Origin of the sequence: Psychrobacter sp. S4(2024), from assembly GCF_036861305.1 — a bacterium.
In the GTDB taxonomy this organism is placed as follows: Bacteria; Pseudomonadota; Gammaproteobacteria; order Pseudomonadales; family Moraxellaceae; genus Psychrobacter; species Psychrobacter cryohalolentis.
On sequence record NZ_JAZAQR010000003.1, the window covers coordinates 417,368 to 435,797 of the forward strand.

Consider the following 18,430-nt stretch of genomic DNA (forward strand, 5'->3'; position numbering starts at 1 on the left):
ATATAAGAGAGAGCCATTATGAGCCACCATTCTTCATTATTTGACAGCTATAGTACCCGTAGACAGCGTCCACCAAAAGACAAGATTGGCACCCAAGCCAAACATGACAGTGCTATTAGTCACGTTATGGGCACTGCCACTTATGTGGACGATATGCTAAAACCACAAAACACCCTGCATTTAGCAATTGGTAAAAGTGCTCATGCGCATGCTCGTGTATTGAATATGGATTTGAGCGCCGTACAAGCAGCGGACGGGGTAATCGATGTCATCACCTTTAAAGATTTACCAGCCAAGACTGATATCGGAGCAGTGTTTGATGGCGATCCACTCATGGTCGATCAGATCACAGAATATGTCGGTCAAACGCTATTTACGGTGGTTGCCACCAGTCACCGTGCAGCAAAAAAAGCAGTGCTCAAAGCCATTGTGGAATATGAGCCGCTGCCCGCAATCCTCACTATTGATGAGGCGCTAAAGCAAGAGCAGTTTGTACGTCCAAGTCACTTTATGACGCGCGGTGATGCTCAGGCTGAGCTTGAGAATGCACCTACTCGTATTGCAGGGCATATTCATATGCTGGGGCAAGAGCATTTTTATTTGGAAGGGCAGGTGTCATACGTCATTCCTTGCGATGATGGTGGGCTTGAAGTCTATACTTCCTCACAGCATCCGAGTGAAGTGCAGCAGCTGGTCGCCGAAGTGGTCGATTTACCTTTTCATGCTGTGACGACAGTTGTGCGCCGAATGGGCGGCGGCTTTGGTGGTAAAGAAACGCAAGCCGCGGCATGGGCGTGTCTGTGCGGTATCGTTGCCAAACGCCATAATGTGCCAGTGAGTATGCGCTTAGACCGTCAAGATGACATGGTCGTCACTGGTAAACGTCATGAATTTGCCAATCGCTACGATGTCGGTGTCAATGATGCCGGTCAAGTGCTTGGCGTTGATATGCAGCTATCAGGATTGTGTGGCTATTCACCAGATTTGTCCGATGCCATTGTCGATCGGGCGATGTTCCATTGTGACAACGCTTATTATTATCCAGCGGCTCAGATCGCTGGTCATCGCTGCAAGACACATACGGTATCTAATACCGCTTATCGAGGTTTTGGTGGCCCACAAGGTTTGCTGACCGCTGAATATATGATGGATGATATCGCCTACAGTTTGGGCAAAGATCCTCTGCAGGTACGTTTGGCAAATCTATATCAAAATGGTCAAAGCACCCATTATGGGCAGCCGATTGAACATTTTGATTTGGCGACTATCATGCAGACGTTAGCTGATGACAACGATTATGCTAAGCGCCGTGAGCAAATCACAGTCGCTAATCGAAAAGCTGAAGCCGAAGGTAATGACAAACGTTTTGGTCTGGCTCTAACGCCGGTCAAATTTGGTATCTCATTTACGGTACAGACGCTAAACCAAGCGGGTGCTTTGGTTCATATCTATACCGACGGTACCATTCAAATCAATCACGGCGGTACTGAAATGGGGCAAGGGCTATATATTAAGATTGCCCAAATCGTTGCTAATGAATTCGATGTAGATTTAGATACCGTAAAAGTAACCGCAACTCGTACTGATAAGGTGCCAAATACTTCGCCAACGGCCGCCTCATCAGGTACTGATATGAATGGTAAAGCGGCACAAAACGCTTGCATTACTATTAGAGATCGCTTGGTTGAATTTGCTACTGAACATTTTGACGTAAGTGCAGAGGATATTAAGTTTGAGCGCAATCATGTCCATATCGGTGATAAAGAAACACTAACCTTTGCTGAAATGGTGTTACTCGCATATCAGCACCGCGTTAGCTTATCGTCTACTGGCTACTATAAAACACCAAAGATATTTTATGATCGCTCAAAAGCGTGGGGTCGCCCATTCTTTTACTTTGCCTTGGGTGCCTCTTGTTCTGAGGTTGAGATTGATATTTTAACGGGTGAATATAGGGTATTGCGCTGCGATATCTTACATGATGTTGGGCAGTCGATTAATCCAGCAATTGATATCGGTCAGATTGAAGGCGGTTTTGTTCAAGGTATGGGCTGGCTGACTGCTGAAGAGTTGGTTTGGGATAAAAAAGGAAACCTTGCGTCAAACAGTGCCGCCAATTATAAAATTCCAACGGCGCATGACTTACCAAAACAATGGAGCGTCAAACTGTTCGAGCGTAAAAACGAAGAGCAGACTATTTATAACTCCAAAGCCGTTGGCGAACCGCCATTTATGCTTGCCGCTAGCGTTTGGTGCGCGATTAATAACGCGATTGCAAGCTTAGGTAATTATCAGAGAAACCCTGAGCTGACCATGCCGGCAACGCCAGAAGCGGTATTAAAATCGGTCATGCGCATGCAGGGTCAAGCGTGGGAAATCACCTCTAAAGCGGATACAGACACGATTACTAGCCTAACAGTAACCGATGATAATTGCGGTATTGATGATGATAAAGTCAAGCCGCAGCAAGTCGCACACGGTAAAGATATTAATCCAACAGAAGTCGAAGGTAAGCTAACGGATGATCAGCCTGAAGCGATACAAAACCCAAATGTATCAACGGCTCGCGGACCGGCACATAGTGAATAAGTCACTAATCACACCGATGCCACCAACAAAGTGGTATAACGGACTGGCGCAATATCAGCAGCAAGGTATTGCGCACGTTTTGGCGACGGTCGTTGCGGTGAATGGCTCAGCACCTCGTGAGCTTCAATCCAAAATGATCGTGACGCTTGATGCATGTTGTGACACCTTAGGCGGCGGTAGCCTTGAACATGACGTGACGATAACCGCTAGGCAATTGCTAAATGGTGAAATTAATGCCACTGACGCTAGAAGCATGCAACCGTTAAAAGAAGGTAAGTCTGCAAAGGCGCAGGCAGTACGCCGCGATGCCGTTTATACCAAGCATTATCCATTGGGCGCTACATTGGCTCAATGCTGCGGCGGTAGCGTCACGGTCATGTTTGAATGCTTTAATGTAACGCCGCCCATGTCGTTACTGGTGTTTGGTGCAGGGCACGTAGCAGCTGCGCTAATGACCATTCTTGCTGAGCTACCTTGTCAAGTCGACTGGGTAGACAGCCGAGCTGAAATGTTTGAGCGTTATCTAACCCATAATCCGGATACTGTAGAGGGGCAAGTGACTTATCAGTTGCCTACTCACATTCGCCCGCATATTGATGAAGATCCAGTCGATTTTATCCAACCGTTTGTCGCTAAAAGCATTCAAAGCACTTTGAATGCATCAACAAAAAAGGGCACTCAGTATTTTATTTTGGTCATGACTCATGATCACAGTCTTGATTTTGATTTGGTACGTGCCGCGCTTGATACTTATGGGAAAACTGGCATAGATAGCAGCTTAGTGCCTTATCTTGGCTGTATAAGCTCAGCGACCAAAGCCAAGCGTTTTAGAGATCGCTTACTACAGCGTGACTACAATGAGCAAATAGTCGATAAATTGACCATGCCAATCGGTCTTAATACTGGCGGAAAAGAGCCAATGGCGGTCGCTATCTCTATCGCGGCGCAAATGATGCAGCTTTATCATGATTTATAACTAACATTTATCTCAATTAAAAAATTTTTAATTCTCTATTTATCTGTCTGCCTTAAATGCATTAAGACATCGTTCTTAGTTTCGTCAGCCATCATAAGATATAGGCTGCGCTCAGTAACTTTGTGCTTATATTTATGTGCTCGTATTTGAGTAGACACATAATATGGATGAATTTTTACCCAAAATACTTATCTATTATTGTGAGATTTTTTTATGACCATACATATTTATCAAGCACAATTGCTGCATTATTTAACGGAAGAGAATCTGGCGGCAAGAGCCAAGCATACCCATTTAGAGACGGCTGATTTAACCAATGATAGTTTAACCAATGCTGAGCGTCCTAGCATTACGGTGGTCGATAAAAACGTTACCTTGCTGCCGGTGGTGGCAGGCGTCAAGGTTTATCCTGAGTATATCGCCAATGGTGCTTTAGTGGTCGATGATGCGACTGGTCGCGTCGTAGATTATGGCAGCTGTGCGTCAATGATGTCGCAGTACGGCAACGCCAGTCGCCAAGAGGGTCAAGCGCCAGTACAGATTCATGATTGCCAAGATCAGCTTATCATGCCAGGCTTTATTGACACCCATGTGCATTATCCGCAAATAGATATGATTGCTGCGTTTGGCGAGCAATTACTTGATTGGTTGAACAATTATACCTTTGTGACCGAAGCCAATTTTGGCGATGCAAAGATTGCTGATGATACCGCAAAATTCTTTTTAAACCAGCTGCTTGCTAACGGCACAACAAGCGCCTTGGTATTTTCAACCAGTCATCCGCAGTCAGTAGAATCATTCTTTAACGAAAGCTGCCGTCTGAATACTCGTATGATTACGGGTAACGTATTAATGGATCAAAACGCGCCTGAGCACCTGTGTGTGCCAACAGAGCAGGGCATCCGTGATACACAAAATATCATCGATAAATGGCATGAGCGCGGACGTCAGCATGTGGCGATTACGCCAAGATTTGCCATAACGTCAACGCCAAAGCAATTACAAATGACCGGCGAGCTGTATCGTAGTTATGGTAGTATTTATCTGCAAACGCATTTGGCTGAAAACCTTGATGAAATCGCTTTTGTACGTGAGCTTTATCCTAATCATAAAGGTTATTTGGACGTTTATCATGATATGGGCTTACTTGGCAGGTATACGACGTTGGCGCATGGCATCCATCTCTCGACATCAGAATATGAAGTGCTACGTGATACTGGTACCCAAATAGCCCATTGCCCGACGTCCAATTTATTTTTAGGCAGTGGACTGTTTGATTTGTCCAAAACCCTAAGCTATACCGGCGTTAGTATCGCAACCGACGTCGGCGCAGGTACTAGCTTATCGATGCTGACCACTTTATCAGAAGCCTATAAAGTTCAGCAATTACAGAGTAATCCGCTATCAGCGCATCAAGGCTTATACCAAATTACTTTAGGCAACGCGCAGTCATTGTTGTTAGACGATAAAATCGGTAACTTTATGCCAAATAAAGAAGCAGATTTTGTGGTGATAGATATGGGAGGCACTGATTTAATAGAGCGCCGTATGACACAGACCAAGTCGCTTGATGAGCAGTTATTTGTGCTGATGATGTTAGGTGATGATAGGGTGATTGAAGAAACGATTATCGCTGGCGTGAGTCGTTATAAAAAAGCGGTTGCTGCATAAAGGGAAGCATTGAAAGTATTTTTTTTGCTTAATTTAGAATGTTTACATAAAAATCAGCGCCTATTTATTAAGACATTTAAATCTTAGTAAATAGGCGCTGATGGTTTTTAAATAATGCTTAATAGCCAATGTGCTATAAAAATTGGCTAATAACTATGGCATTACTCTGGATGATTCATCCATATCCAACCATTCTCTAACCATTCCATCACTTCATCAGGGTCAATCCCTTCCATATCGTCAAGGGTCAAACGCTCGCCATTAGATAAGCGTACCAGTAGTGCTATCGATGTTTCATGCAAATCATCTAGGCGTTGCCCATTGGCATATAAAACGATGTCATTATCCGCCTGAGTGTATAACAAACGATTGCTGTAATCTGCTTGCAACGTCGCGCCAGTTGCCAATGCTGCTATCATCTCATCAGTCGTCAGCGACTCTTCAGGGACAAGCACATCATATTGACGCTTGCTGACCACTTCAGACACGGCTTGGCGAATAATCGTATCACCGCGCTCAGATTGGAGCAGTTGTAATAATTGAGTTTTAATCGCCTCAATGCTGTCAGTCTTTAATGCCCCTGACGCTTGCATAGCTTGTGGTAATAGCATCGGTATAAATAAAGCGCTGTCATTGGTTGCGACATCGGCAAGGCTGTCAATAATTTGCATCAAGTTTGGACGACGGCAGCCAAAGGAAAAGGTTAGGCAATCATCTTGCGCTACGCCAAAATGTGCTAATTTTGGTGGCACGTATAGCACATCGCCGGCTTCTAAGATTTCATCAAAGATAATCTCGCCCATATCATCAAATAGACGTATCGGCTCATCGGCAACAAATTGGGTCTGCTCATCACAAAACTTACCTAACTGCCAACGTCTAGAGCCAAACCCTTGCGCTAAAAATACATCGTAATCATCATAATGCTTGCCAACCGAGCCGCCTTTTGGCGCATAAGACACCATAATATCATCGCGCTGCCACTGCGGTATAAAATCAAGCGCCTGCCATAATGCGCCAAGTTCCGGCGACCATTGCTCAAGATTTTGTACCAGTACTGACCATTGCTCAGGTAAGTTATCAAAGTCGGCTTCAGTTAGTGGGTTCTTTTTAAGTTGCCATTGCGGCTGACCTTCTTGTTTGCTCGCAGCTTGAGTCAGTAGCCTTGCAGTAGCGTCTTCATCTATGGCTAAGCCTAAGATATCTTCCGGCTCAAACATACCAATTAATTGTGGTAAGCCTTGCTTAATCAAGAGGGGTTTTTTTTGCCAATAATCGCTTAAGAATTGCTCAGGAGTAATGGTATTCGGTAAACAAAGGGAGATAGAAGTCATGGATAAATCCGTATGGTTAACTGGTTATAAGATTAATAGAAATGATGGCTTTATAGGCAGGATTTATTAGTTTATGATTATTGCTTATCTGATGACTGTCATCAGAGCCTATAATTATTCTTAGGACATTTATGAAAAAATTGCATTTTATCGTTATTATTGCCAGTATGTTTTTGCTGCAAGCTTGTGTACATAAAATTGTTACTGTACCTGCTAAAATCGCTTATAAAACCACTAAAGGTGTGGTTAAAGGTACGGTTGCTGTGGGTAAAGCTATCATACCAGGCGATAGCAGTGATAAAGACGATAAAGAATAAAAACCTCACCCATCAACTATGTATTTTAAAAAATAATAGTGTTTAGAGTAAGGTTCTTATTAAGATATAAATGAGTGCTCATTTATATCTTTTTTTGCATTTGATAGAGATGAGCTGATTGCCAGTTAAATTTTAGCAATCCATTCTTTAATCGTGCGTGCTTGTTCAGCCGCATTACCAATATAAGTAGCAGGCGTCATTTCGCGCAAACTGTTTTTATCGCTTTCACTGACTGCCGATAACTCATCGCCATCAACAAAAGTAAGCATTGCTTCACGAGTCATGGCATTACCACGGGTAAGAGCTTTAAGCTTCTCGTATGGGTTTTCAACACGGTAGCGACGCATAACCGTCTGAATTGGTTCAGCCAATACTTCTTGCGCATTATCTAGGTCATCATTTAAACGTTGGGCATTTAATTCAAGTTTGCTGACGCCTTTGAGGCACGCATCATAAGCAATCATGCTTTGTGCTAGACCAACACCGATATTACGCAACACGGTAGAGTCAGACAAATCGCGCTGCATACGTGAAATCGGTAGCTTTTCACCCAAATGAGCAAGCATGGCATTAGCTACACCCAAATTACCTTCAGAGTTTTCAAAGTCAATCGGGTTGACTTTATGCGGCATGGTAGAAGAACCCACTTCACCATCTTTTAGACGCTGTTTAAAATAGCCTAAGCTAATATACTGCCAAATATCACGGTTAAAGTCGATTAGAATGGTATTAAAGCGTTTTACTGCGTCAAACAATTCAGCAATATAATCATGCGGCTCAATTTGCGTGGTATAAGGATTAAAGGTCAATTCTAAACGTTCATTAATGAATTTTTCAGCATGATTCTGCCAATCAACGTCAGGATATGAGGCGTAGTGAGCATTATAGTTACCGACCGCACCATTGATTTTACCGAGTAACTCTACCTGACCGACTTGCTTGATTTGACGCGCTAGACGATAAGCAACGTTTGCCATCTCTTTACCTAGAGTCGTCGGGCTTGCCGTTTGACCATGAGTACGTGACAGCATCGGTTGATCAGCATGGATAATTGCTAGATTAACGATGCTATCCGTTACTTCTTGCATTTTAGCAACGACGATTTCGCGGCTGTCTTTGAGCATGAGTGCGTAAGATAGGTTATTAATATCTTCACTGGTGCAAGCAAAATGAATAAATTCTAATGAATCTTCAAGTGCTGCCTGACCACGGAATTTATCTTTAATAAAGTATTCAACCGCTTTTACATCATGGTTGGTCGTTGCTTCGATGTCTTTGATCGCTTGCGCGTCAGCTTCGCTAAAGTTATCTACGATAGCATTTAAAAACGCATTGGTATCGGTATCAAATTCTGCCAACTCACCAATCGCGCTATTATCAGCCAATGACTGTAACCAGCGAATCTCAACGGTCACGCGCGCTTTAATCAGACCAAATTCTGATAAATAAGGGCGCAAGCTATCGGCTTTGGATGCATAGCGACCATCGATTGGGGAGAGTGCGGTAAGTAGATTCATATCATTGCCTCAAAAAGTTATTGAAATTACAGCTGGTTAAAAAAATGTAAAAAATGATTTAATCTGAAAAATCATCATGTATTAATTAGATTGCGTTGTACCGTACTTAGTATTAAAGTAAAAGTCGTAAGATGATTTTGCCGCTAGAGTAAATATTTTGGTTTTAATTAAACCATTGTTACCGATAGCCACACTATCAGAAGCATAGTCATTTGGCTTATAAAGTGGTGCAATCAGTTTTGAGTCGACCGTGGCCCCCTTTTCTCCCTTCTTTTGAAGCATATCTTGCATTATGAAGTTATCAATAGAAAGGTTGGCGCGATTGGTTGCCGTAATTTTATAGGCAATACAGTTTCCAGGCTCAATATTATCAATAGGTTTCGTACTAAAACCACTATTAGGGTTGTCAGCAGCGGTATTGCTAATATTGGGGTAATCAATAGTCGCCGGACAGCTATTTACATATTGGTATTTTATAAGTACTAGAGCAGCATTTTCAGCAGCGACTCTACCAAAATTATTGGTATCATAAAAATATTTGTTCGTCACTAAATCCACTTGTTTTTTACTATTAGTAGTGCGAATAGGGTGTGTATTCGTACTGTTTTCTTCTGTCAAACAGACAGTGTTTTTGCCGCTCAGATTGGCAATGGGCGTTCTAAGTTGATATTGCCCAACACCAGTCATAGGTAAATTTTCACTAGCGTAAACTATATCTGAGTTGTTGCAATCGACTAGTTTAATAGTACTGTTAGAAATTCCGCTTTCGGAGACGGTATCAAAAATACCGTTAAAGTAGCCAGAGTTATTGACTTGTGGATTGGTATTACCACCATTATCGTTAAATATTGTTCCTGAAAAAACATAATAGAGAGGTTCGCTTTCTACCCCGAAGCTGATCCATTCATTATAGGTTTCTCCAACCACATCCGCTTCAATAGCGCTATTACCTCTCATGATGCCTTCGTAAGTTAAGGTGACAGTCTTGGCATTTTTAACCGCAAGAACATAGTTGCTGTCCGCATTAGCGATACCATAGCTGACGTAGCTGCTATTATTAGCTATGATGTCGTTTACGTTCAATGCTCGATAAGTCGTCTGATTATTGGGACTGGTAGAGGTTTCTTTTAGAATATTGGTAAAGGTGGGCATAGGAGGCAAGGTGCCTCTTTTTTGACCAGACGCAAAAGATACTTGTCCACTACTATTGGTAGTAGGCGTAAACGAGCTACTATTACCACTACCGTTAAGCGCAGTGATTCCGTAATAATATAAGCCGCTATCCCCACCATTTGAGCTATCGAAGCGTAGCTGTGGCAAGGTAACCGTATTGTTAGAGCTAAAGCTATTTCCAGCCAGTTTTTTACCCATAAAATAATCACCCATGGCATTATAAAAATAGGGGACGTTTGGATTATTTCTGATGGTAGCTTGCGCAGGTGTAATAATTTGACTATTTTGGGTGAAGCTTAATGTTTGACGTGCAATCTCTGAGTTACCACCTATTGAATAGCTAGCTTGACCAACTTTTATGGTATGTATAGAAGCATTGTCATCAGGAGTAATAGTAAAGGTGTACTTGAACTTATCTCTATCAATACTAGTATTAGAATCATTCCTGATTTCAATACCATTGGTGCGCGTACCACTAGCTGGTGTTATCTCAGCGCTATTGTTATAACCAATATTTTCATTGCGAACTAAAGTAAAACTACCGGTAGCACCAGAACCTGCTGCTACATATGTGCCAGAAGCAGTACCAGCCGAAGCATTAGAGCTGGTAACGGTCATACTACCCATATTTGTTGGTGCAGCCTGCAAATTAAATGACGCCGCCATAAAAGTAAGCGTAAGACCTCGCTTCGCCCATAACGAAAAAGAAGTTGGAAGAGTAAGTAAAACAAAAAAGCGAGCGGTCATTCAATATCCTAAAAACAAAGGCAAATCATTTTATTAATTAAGGATAAATGAGATGTCAAATTCCGCAAGGCGCATCAATACAGGCAATCACGCCGCCGCCTAGACAAACTTCCTCGATATAAAATACCGCTGATTGACCGGGAGTAACGGCACGTTGTGGCTCATCAAATACCACTCGTACCTCACTACCATTTTCATTGTTAGCAAATACGGTACAAGCTTGGTCAGGCTGACGATAGCGCGATTTTGCCATACAACGTAAGCCATCTTCGTTAAAGATATCTGCAGGCGGTAAACCATTGACCCAATCGAGCTTATAAGCTTGTAGCTCATTACTCAGCATCATGGCATGCTCGTGACCTTGTCCAACGATCAAACGGTTGTTATCCAAGTCTTTTGCGAGTACAAACCATGGTTCTTCGGGACGATCTTTCACTCCGCCAATACCAATACCACCGCGCTGCCCTAATGTATAGTACATAAGACCATCATGCGTACCGATAGTAATACCATCGTCAGTGACGATATCGCCTTTTTGGGCAGGCAGGTACTGTTGTAAAAAGTCTTTAAAACGGCGCTCGCCAATAAAACAAATACCAGTTGAATCCTTTTTATTGGCGGTAATAAGGTCATGATCTTCAGCGATTTGACGAACGACTGGTTTTTCGAGCTCACCAACTGGGAACAGGGTTTTGGCAAGCTTGTCACCACCAACCGCATGTAAGAAGTAGCTTTGGTCTTTATTATTATCGAGCCCACGTAGCAATTGAGCCACTTCAATACCGTCATTATTCTTATGGTTCACACTGCGGCGGGTATAGTGACCAGTGGCGATATAATCAGCACCAAGCGTTAATGCATAGTCTAAGAATGCTTTAAACTTGATTTCTTTATTACATAAAATATCGGGATTTGGCGTGCGACCCGCTTTGTATTCCGCTAAAAAATGCTCAAAGACGCGATCCCAGTATTCCATGGCAAAGTTGGCGGTATGCAATTTTATGCCAATTTTGTCGCACACCGCTTGCGCATCTGCTAAGTCATCCATCGCCGTACAATATTCGGTACCGTCATCTTCTTCCCAGTTCTTCATGAACAGACCTTCGACCACAAAGCCTGCCTGCTGAAGCAATACGGCAGACACAGAAGAGTCGACTCCGCCTGACATGCCAACAATCACATGCTTAGTGCTAGGATCATTGATATCGGCAAGCGTTAGAGGGCGATGGGCGTCAAAAGAAGCAGAAGCTGATGTGTTAGAAGCGTTTGGTATGGCTGACATAAAGCGGCTCAACTATTTATACGTTCTCCAAAATACATATTGACGCCAAAATTATGCAATGACTACCATGCGTAGTCTCAGCAGAACGACGTCGGCTTATCTTTTGGATTGGGTATTATGATAAAATAAGCGTCATATTATACCAGTTAATTGAAACTGGTGGCGAGCTATGGCATCTTACTGGCGGTAAAATCGCTTTAAAAATTTAGATAATGGTTTTCAATTATCCTAATCACCATTAATTTACTTGGAATGATAATGATAAAAATTGGTCAAGGTATTGATGTTCATGCGTTTCATAATAATGGTCAACAGCAGCAATATGTGGTGCTGGCAGGTGTGCCTATTGATCATACGCACAGCTTACTTGCGCATTCTGATGGTGATGTAGTACTGCATGCACTTGCTGACGCTTTGCTTGGCGCCTTGGCACTCGGCGATATCGGGCAACATTTTCCAGATACCGATGCGGCAAATGCGGGTTTAGATTCACGCGTACTACTTCGTTATGTATATGGCAAAGTTTTGGCCGCAGGTTATATGTTGGGGAATGCTGATATTACCGTAATGTGTGAACGCCCAAAACTGGCACCACATAATTTAGCCATGCGCGCTAACATCGCTAGTGATTTGCAGACCGATGTGGGTAATGTCAGTGTTAAGGCAACCACCACTGAAAAATTGGGCTTTACCGGTCGGCAAGAGGGTATTATGGCCAATGCCGTGGTATTATTGGTGCCGAATGCGCTTGGCGTTTAATTCTCAATAGTATATCAGTGCGTATGATTATGGCTGTTAGCTTTCCAAACTGCTTGCAATATGGTTAAGATTGCCCCATGTAGCAGCCACATGACAAATTTAATGTTACCTGTCTTTTTTATAAATAGTTTTAATTAATAGGAGTTTTTATGAGTGAGCAAACCCCAAATACTGCTGCCAACGATATTGAACAACTGATTCGTAATCAAATCAAAGACAATAAAGTCATTCTGTATATGAAAGGCTCACCGCAGTTCCCACAGTGTGGTTTCTCTGCCAAAGCGATTGAAGTCTTGACACAAATTGGTCGCCCATTTGCTTTTGTCAATATCTTAGAAAATCCAGAAATCCGCGCAACGTTACCACAAATTGCTAATTGGCCAACTTTTCCGCAGCTATGGATTGATGGCGAATTGATGGGCGGATCAGACATCATTTTGCAAATGTATCAATCAGGCGAGCTTAAGCCTTTGGTTGAAGCAAATAGCCCAGCTGCTTAATATCGAGAGCACTTTATATCGACGTTTAATGCTTGAATATCTAAGTGGCATTAAAATGTTGATATAATTGACATTCGATCCTAAGTACCCAAATCCGAGTCGCCTCATTAAAGGTTGCTCGGATTTTTTATTTTTTAATATTGACAGTCAGCAAGTTCAATTGTTTTTGTCAGCTTTATCCCCATATAATTCTTAATATCGATGTTCAATACCTCGAAACATTAAGAAACATTAAGAAACATTGAATCAATAATAAGAGAGTTCTATGACTAACGAATTAAATAGCCAAACCACTCAAATACAAGATGCCGAGCAAGCTCAAGCTGCGATTGAAAAACGTCGCGAGCACTTAAAAAATGAATCCACGCGCATCATTGAAATCGCCGGCAATGAGCCACATTCAGCGCTTAAATGTATTCATCAGCTTAGCGTGGCAGGCGGCGCAACAGAAGCCACTTATATTGCGATTGAACAGCGTATTGTCGCGGATCAAGATGCTGCGGGCGCTTATCATTTGGCATTATTGGCACAGAATACGCCAGATTTACCCATTGATGCGCGTCAACTTATTGAACTGGTCGTTAATAAAGGCGACAACCAGCAGCGTTTAGCATTGCTAAAAAACTTGCCACTACCACCCGTTGAGACGATTAAACAGTATATATTGGCGAGTGATGATGGCGATGCGATTGGGCAGATGAATGCTTATTTACAGATTAATCCAGAAGGCTATGGCAGCCAACATATGCTGGCGAGTGGGCAGGCGGATCGTATTGTGCCGCTTAGTCCTGGCAAATAAGCCCTGACACATAAAGGTTGGGAATGAGCATTGGTAAATGCTATCAACGTTAATCAAAACTTCTTGATCGTTAATCTCAATAGTTTTTCGTATAACGTTTTTTAAATGATAAAAAATTGTTATAATTAATGGTTATCTATTCAGCTAATAGCGGCTTGTTCTATATTCTAGTCGCTATTTCTTTTTTAAATTCGACTGACACTTATCTATCCAGTTCCTGTTATTAAATAATAGCCTGTCGCTAAGCATAGCGTGATCAGTCAAGTGAGGCATTACATGCAATACCCAAAAAATTACGACGTGGTGGTGATCGGTGGCGGTCATGCTGGCACAGAAGCTGCTTTGGCGGCCGCACGTATGGGCGCGCAAACCTTGCTGTTGACGCATAATATTGAAACGCTGGGACAGATGAGCTGTAACCCTGCGATTGGTGGTATTGGTAAATCGCATTTGGTGCGTGAGATTGACGCACTTGGCGGCGCAATGGCACTGGCAACAGACAAATCTGGCATCCAGTTTCGAGTACTTAACAGTCGTAAGGGTGCCGCTGTACGAGCCACTCGAGCGCAAGCAGATCGTATTCTTTATAAAGCCGCCATTCGTCATACGTTAGAGAATCAGCCAAACCTTGATATCTTCCAACAAGCAGCCGATGATATTCTAGTTGAAAACGGTCGTGCCACAGCGGTTGTGACTGCTACTGGTATTATTTTTAATACGCAAACGGTCGTGTTAACGTCAGGTACGTTTTTAGGCGGGGTGATTCATATAGGTCTTGAGAGTTCAAAAGGTGGTCGCGCAGGCGATCAGCCTTCTATTAAGCTTGCTGATCGTTTACGTGAGCTGAAACTCCCTGTTGGTCGCCTAAAGACAGGTACGCCCGCCCGTATTGATGCGCGTAGTGTTGACTTTAGTGTGATGACCGTACAGCCGGGTGATACTCCGCTACCGGTTATGAGTTATATGGGCGATGTGTCGATGCATCCTGAGCAGGTCAATTGCTATATAACTCATACCAATGCGCGCACGCATGATATTATCCGTGAAAACTTAGATCGCTCACCGATGTTCTCTGGCAAAATCGAAGGTGTTGGTCCACGTTATTGTCCATCTATTGAAGATAAAATACATCGCTTCGCCGATAAAGACAGTCATCAAATCTTCATCGAGCCAGAAGGCTTGACTACGCATGAGCTATATCCGAATGGTATCTCAACCAGCTTGCCGTTTGATGTGCAGTTAGAATTTATTCATAGTATGAAAGGCTTAGAGAACGCGCATATTACCCGTCCAGGCTATGCGATTGAATACGATTATTTTGATCCGCAAAACCTAAAACCAACGCTTGAAACCAAATCGATTGACCGCTTGTACTTTGCTGGTCAAATCAATGGTACAACTGGCTATGAAGAAGCAGGCGTACAGGGTTTATTAGCTGGCACCAATGCCGCTCTAGTCACTTGTGAAAACAATGAGTTTGATGTCTGGACACCACGCCGTGATGAAGCCTATCTTGGCGTGCTCGTTGATGATTTGATTACGCATGGCACGACCGAACCATACCGCATGTTTACCAGTCGTGCAGAGTATCGCTTATTGCTACGTGAAGACAATGCTGACCAACGTTTGACTGAAACCGGTCGTAAGCTTGGCTTAGTAGATGATGTGCGTTGGCAAGCGTATGAAGAAAAAATGGAAGCCATTGCTTCAGAAACCGCACGCCTCAAAGATATGTGGGCAACCCCTGCCAATGCATTGGGCAAAAAAGTCACAGAGCAAACGGGCGAGGTGCTATCCAAAGAGGCAACAGCTTTTGATTTGCTCAAGCGTCCGCAGATTCATTTTGCTGATATCGCTGCCATCACTGATTCGAAAGTCGATGCCCAAGTGGGAGAGCAGATTGAAATTTCTGTCAAATATGCAGGCTATATTGATCGTCAGCAAGAAGATATTGATCAGATGAAGAGATTGGAGAATACAGCGCTACCAATAGATTTTGATTATAGTGTGGTATCTGGGTTGTCCAATGAGATTGTCCAAAAACTTGCGCAAGTCCGTCCGTCAACATTGGCTCAAGCGGGACGTATCAGTGGTGTCACACCGGCTGCTATCCAGCTACTAGCAATGACGGTCAAGAAACAGAAAAAAGTGAAAGCAGCATTAAACGCGTCATAATAATGTATCAATGACTTAAAAAATAGAAAAGCAAAAAGCCTATACCGAGAAGTCGTTATGGGCTTTTTTATTGCCAAAATACTACCGTTGTTAAAAGAAAGAGGTGTACTCACTTGTCTTGGTTGCTGCTTTCTCTTTATACTGGCTCTACGAATTACCAACTCTATTGTTATTACTTACATCTTTTTTATTAATTTACCTCGCTATTGTCCACATTATGATGGGCTTGTCACTAAACTGAGCCTATTTATGATTGATGCCATTATTTTTGCTATGACCATCGTCTTGCCCAACCTTGCCTTAATGTGGTTAGGTTTTTTTATGAAAAGACGCGGTGAGGCGGATCAAGTGTTTATCGATCAGGCCTCCAGTTTCGTTTTTAATTATTGTCTGCCATGTCTGCTGTTTTTTAGTGTGGTCGATAGTGACGTTGATTATGCGAAGCAAGTGGTATTGATAGGCGCTGGTATTGTGGTGACCTTTATATTGTTTATCGGCTCTGAGCTCTATGCCAAGCGCTTTATCAGCGACCCTGCCAATCAAGGGGTTTTTGTACAAGGTATTTTTCGCAGCAATATGGCGATTATTGGACTGGCAACCGTTGCCAACGCCTATGGGACAACTGGCTTAAGTATTGGCGCGGTATATATGGGTGTGGTGACAATACTGTTTAATATCTTAGCGGTGATTACGCTCAGCCGAGTGTCTAAGAGTATAGAGGATACTTGGCTCAGTCGTAGTACCATGATTATTAAAAAGCTATTTACCAATCCGCTCATCATTGCACTCGTTGCAGCCTTTACTTATAAAGCATTGCCACTACCACCGATAGCGGGTGTGATTCATATCACCGGTGGGCTATTAGCAGCAGTGGCTTTACCGCTTGCCCTGATTTGTGCCGGTGCCAGTATTAATTTGAAGTCGATGTTGCATCCTTCTGGACTTTCTATGCAGGCAAGTATTGGACGCATTGTTATTGCACCGTTGGTTGCTATAGCGGTTGGTTTTGCTTTTGGCTTAACGGGCGTACATATGGGCGTACTGTTTTTGATGGTTGCATCACCAACAGCAGCAGCAAGCTATGTGATGGCAAAAGCGATGGGCGGTAATGATATTTTAGCGGCCAATATTTTGGCATTTACGACAGTAGTTGGGATGTTTGGCATGGCGATTGGCGCAGCAATATTGCGCGCTATGGGGCTAATTTAACCACTGTTTGATAAATGACTACATACTTATCAAACAGTGGTTAAATCAAAAGACAGTTATTAAGAATTTATCCAATCCTGATTAAAAAACCTTCCCATATTTATAGAAGGGAAGGTTTTTTAATATTATGCAAGCATTGCTATTGGTTGTAAATCAAACAAATTAAGCTCAGACACAAGCTCAAGTGAGCGCAAACGTGCTGCTTGGTCATAGATGTTTGCTGTCACAATCAGCTCATCGGGCTGATAGGTAGCAAGAAACGCTGCAAGCTTTGGCTTGACAGTTTCAACAGAACCGATAAACGATACCGACAACGCACTATCCACCATCATTTTCTCAGCAGTGCTCCAAATGCTATCCATATCATGAGTAGGCTTTGGCATTTGACCGGTTTCACCACGGCGTAAACGCACAAAGCTCTGCTGTGCTGAGGTAAAGTGATAATGGGCGGTCGCATCATCGTCCGCAAGCAATAAATTTGCCGCTAGCATGACATAAGGCTTGTCTAAGTAAGCTGATGGTCTAAATTGCTCGCGATAAGCATTGATGGCTTTCCCAAGCATTTGCGGCGCAAAGTGTGAAGCAAACACATATGGCAATCCTAAGTGCGCTGCTAAGGTCGCACCAAAAAGGGAAGAACCTAGTATCCAAATAGGAATATTGGATTTTGCACCCGGAAATGCTTGTACGGGACTATCATCTGTGCCATTCCCCAAAAAGTACATCAACTCTTGCACATCTTGTGGAAAGCGATCAGCATCTTGCATCTGGCGACGTAATGCTTGAAAAGTTGCACCGTCTGTACCGGGCGCACGACCCAAACCCAAATCTACGCGGTCGCCATATAATGCTTGCAGAGTACCAAACTGCTCAGCAATGACGAGCGGGGCATGATTGGGCAACATCACACCACCTGCGCCAATACGTATACGCTTGGTCTGAGCACCAATATGCGACAATAGCACTGACGTCGCTGCACTAGCGATACCAGGCATATTATGATGTTCTGCCATCCAATAGCGATTTAAGCCGGATTTTTCGGCTTGCTGCGCTGTCTCGACGGTTTGGGCAATGCCTTCAGCGATGGTTTTGCCTTGAGGTACGGGTGCTAGATCTAAAAAAGATAAAGGGATTTTGTTACTCATAAATTATCCAGTAGTGTATTAATTATTTTCTACTGATATGCTTATAGTCAGTGATAGTTTCAAGTACCTCTAGTCAATGTTAATGAATCATAACAAAGTAGACTAACTCAGTATTTAAGCTCACTTAACAATTATCAATGTGCGTTTATAGATATAAAGGCGTGCCTATAAAGTTGTAATACATTATGAATAGGGCACAAGCAATATTGCAGCACTAAAAAAAGCAGGCAACCTAAG

General features: G+C 42.9%; 14 protein-coding genes. 9 read left to right on the forward strand and 5 right to left on the reverse strand.

The genetic code is table 11. The annotated features are described in order from the left end of the window. Positions 1 to 18: 18 nt before the first annotated feature. From xdhB to guaD, 3 genes are all read left to right on the forward strand, one after another. On the forward strand, positions 19 to 2,589 hold the full coding sequence (gene xdhB / locus VLA57_RS09650) for a xanthine dehydrogenase molybdopterin binding subunit (RefSeq protein ID WP_133104214.1): 2,571 nt from the start codon (positions 19 to 21) through the stop codon (positions 2,587 to 2,589). Continuing rightward, positions 2,582 to 3,565 (forward strand): xanthine dehydrogenase accessory protein XdhC, encoded by a 984-nt coding sequence (xdhC, locus tag VLA57_RS09655; RefSeq protein ID WP_227672982.1) that lies wholly within the window; start codon positions 2,582 to 2,584, stop codon positions 3,563 to 3,565. Before xdhB ends, xdhC begins: the two co-directional genes overlap by 8 nt. A 213-nt stretch (positions 3,566 to 3,778) precedes the next feature. Continuing rightward, the gene (guaD, locus tag VLA57_RS09660; protein WP_333954852.1) at positions 3,779 to 5,236 is read left to right on the forward strand and encodes a guanine deaminase; all 1,458 of its coding nucleotides are present in this window, start codon (positions 3,779 to 3,781) and stop codon (positions 5,234 to 5,236) included. A 161-nt stretch (positions 5,237 to 5,397) separates the two neighbouring features. Here the strand turns inward: guaD and VLA57_RS09665 are convergent, their stop codons facing one another. After that, positions 5,398 to 6,570: a JmjC domain-containing protein gene (locus VLA57_RS09665; protein WP_133104215.1), complete on the reverse strand. Its 1,173-nt coding sequence runs from the start codon at positions 6,568 to 6,570 to the stop codon at positions 5,398 to 5,400. A gap of 131 nt (positions 6,571 to 6,701) precedes the next feature. Here VLA57_RS09665 and VLA57_RS09670 point away from each other — a divergent pair, with 131 nt between their 5' ends. Continuing rightward, the gene (locus VLA57_RS09670) at positions 6,702 to 6,887 is read left to right on the forward strand and encodes an NF038104 family lipoprotein (RefSeq protein ID WP_011513481.1); all 186 of its coding nucleotides are present in this window, start codon (positions 6,702 to 6,704) and stop codon (positions 6,885 to 6,887) included. Positions 6,888 to 7,012: 125 nt separating this feature from the next. Here VLA57_RS09670 and purB read toward each other — a convergent pair whose 3' ends face one another. From purB to mnmA, 3 genes are all read right to left on the reverse strand, one after another. Continuing rightward, the gene (purB, locus tag VLA57_RS09675; protein WP_133104216.1) at positions 7,013 to 8,404 is read right to left on the reverse strand and encodes an adenylosuccinate lyase; all 1,392 of its coding nucleotides are present in this window, start codon (positions 8,402 to 8,404) and stop codon (positions 7,013 to 7,015) included. An 81-nt stretch (positions 8,405 to 8,485) separates the two neighbouring features. Continuing rightward, the gene (locus VLA57_RS09680; protein ID WP_133104217.1) at positions 8,486 to 10,324 is read right to left on the reverse strand and encodes a hypothetical protein; all 1,839 of its coding nucleotides are present in this window, start codon (positions 10,322 to 10,324) and stop codon (positions 8,486 to 8,488) included. Between the two features lie 55 nt (positions 10,325 to 10,379). Next, positions 10,380 to 11,606 carry a tRNA 2-thiouridine(34) synthase MnmA gene (gene mnmA, locus VLA57_RS09685; RefSeq protein WP_133104218.1) on the reverse strand — a complete coding sequence of 409 codons (1,227 nt, stop codon included), beginning with the start codon at positions 11,604 to 11,606 and terminating at the stop codon, positions 10,380 to 10,382. A 252-nt stretch (positions 11,607 to 11,858) separates the two neighbouring features. Between mnmA and ispF the strand changes: the two genes are divergently transcribed. The 5 genes from ispF (at position 11,859) to VLA57_RS09710 (ending at position 17,048) form a co-directional block, all read left to right on the forward strand. Beyond that, entirely contained in the window at positions 11,859 to 12,365 is a 507-nt protein-coding gene (gene ispF / locus VLA57_RS09690) for a 2-C-methyl-D-erythritol 2,4-cyclodiphosphate synthase (RefSeq protein WP_133104219.1), read from the forward strand. A 149-nt stretch (positions 12,366 to 12,514) separates the two neighbouring features. Continuing rightward, a complete protein-coding gene (gene grxD / locus VLA57_RS09695; RefSeq protein ID WP_011280514.1) occupies positions 12,515 to 12,865 on the forward strand; it encodes a Grx4 family monothiol glutaredoxin in 351 nt (116 codons plus the stop codon). Between the two features lie 265 nt (positions 12,866 to 13,130). Further along, positions 13,131 to 13,664, forward strand: a complete 534-nt coding sequence (locus VLA57_RS09700; protein ID WP_133104220.1) for a hypothetical protein — start codon at positions 13,131 to 13,133, stop codon at positions 13,662 to 13,664. 276 nt (positions 13,665 to 13,940) lie between these two features. After that, complete coding sequence (gene mnmG, locus VLA57_RS09705) at positions 13,941 to 15,839, forward strand: tRNA uridine-5-carboxymethylaminomethyl(34) synthesis enzyme MnmG (RefSeq protein ID WP_133104221.1); 1,899 nt, start codon at positions 13,941 to 13,943, stop codon at positions 15,837 to 15,839. Positions 15,840 to 16,088: 249 nt separating this feature from the next. Beyond that, the gene (locus VLA57_RS09710) at positions 16,089 to 17,048 is read left to right on the forward strand and encodes an AEC family transporter (RefSeq protein WP_011513488.1); all 960 of its coding nucleotides are present in this window, start codon (positions 16,089 to 16,091) and stop codon (positions 17,046 to 17,048) included. A gap of 125 nt (positions 17,049 to 17,173) precedes the next feature. On the opposite strand, the gene VLA57_RS09715 is transcribed toward VLA57_RS09710, so the two are convergent. Next, positions 17,174 to 18,193, reverse strand: a complete 1,020-nt coding sequence (locus VLA57_RS09715; RefSeq protein ID WP_133104222.1) for an LLM class flavin-dependent oxidoreductase — start codon at positions 18,191 to 18,193, stop codon at positions 17,174 to 17,176. Positions 18,194 to 18,430: the final 237 nt, after the last annotated feature.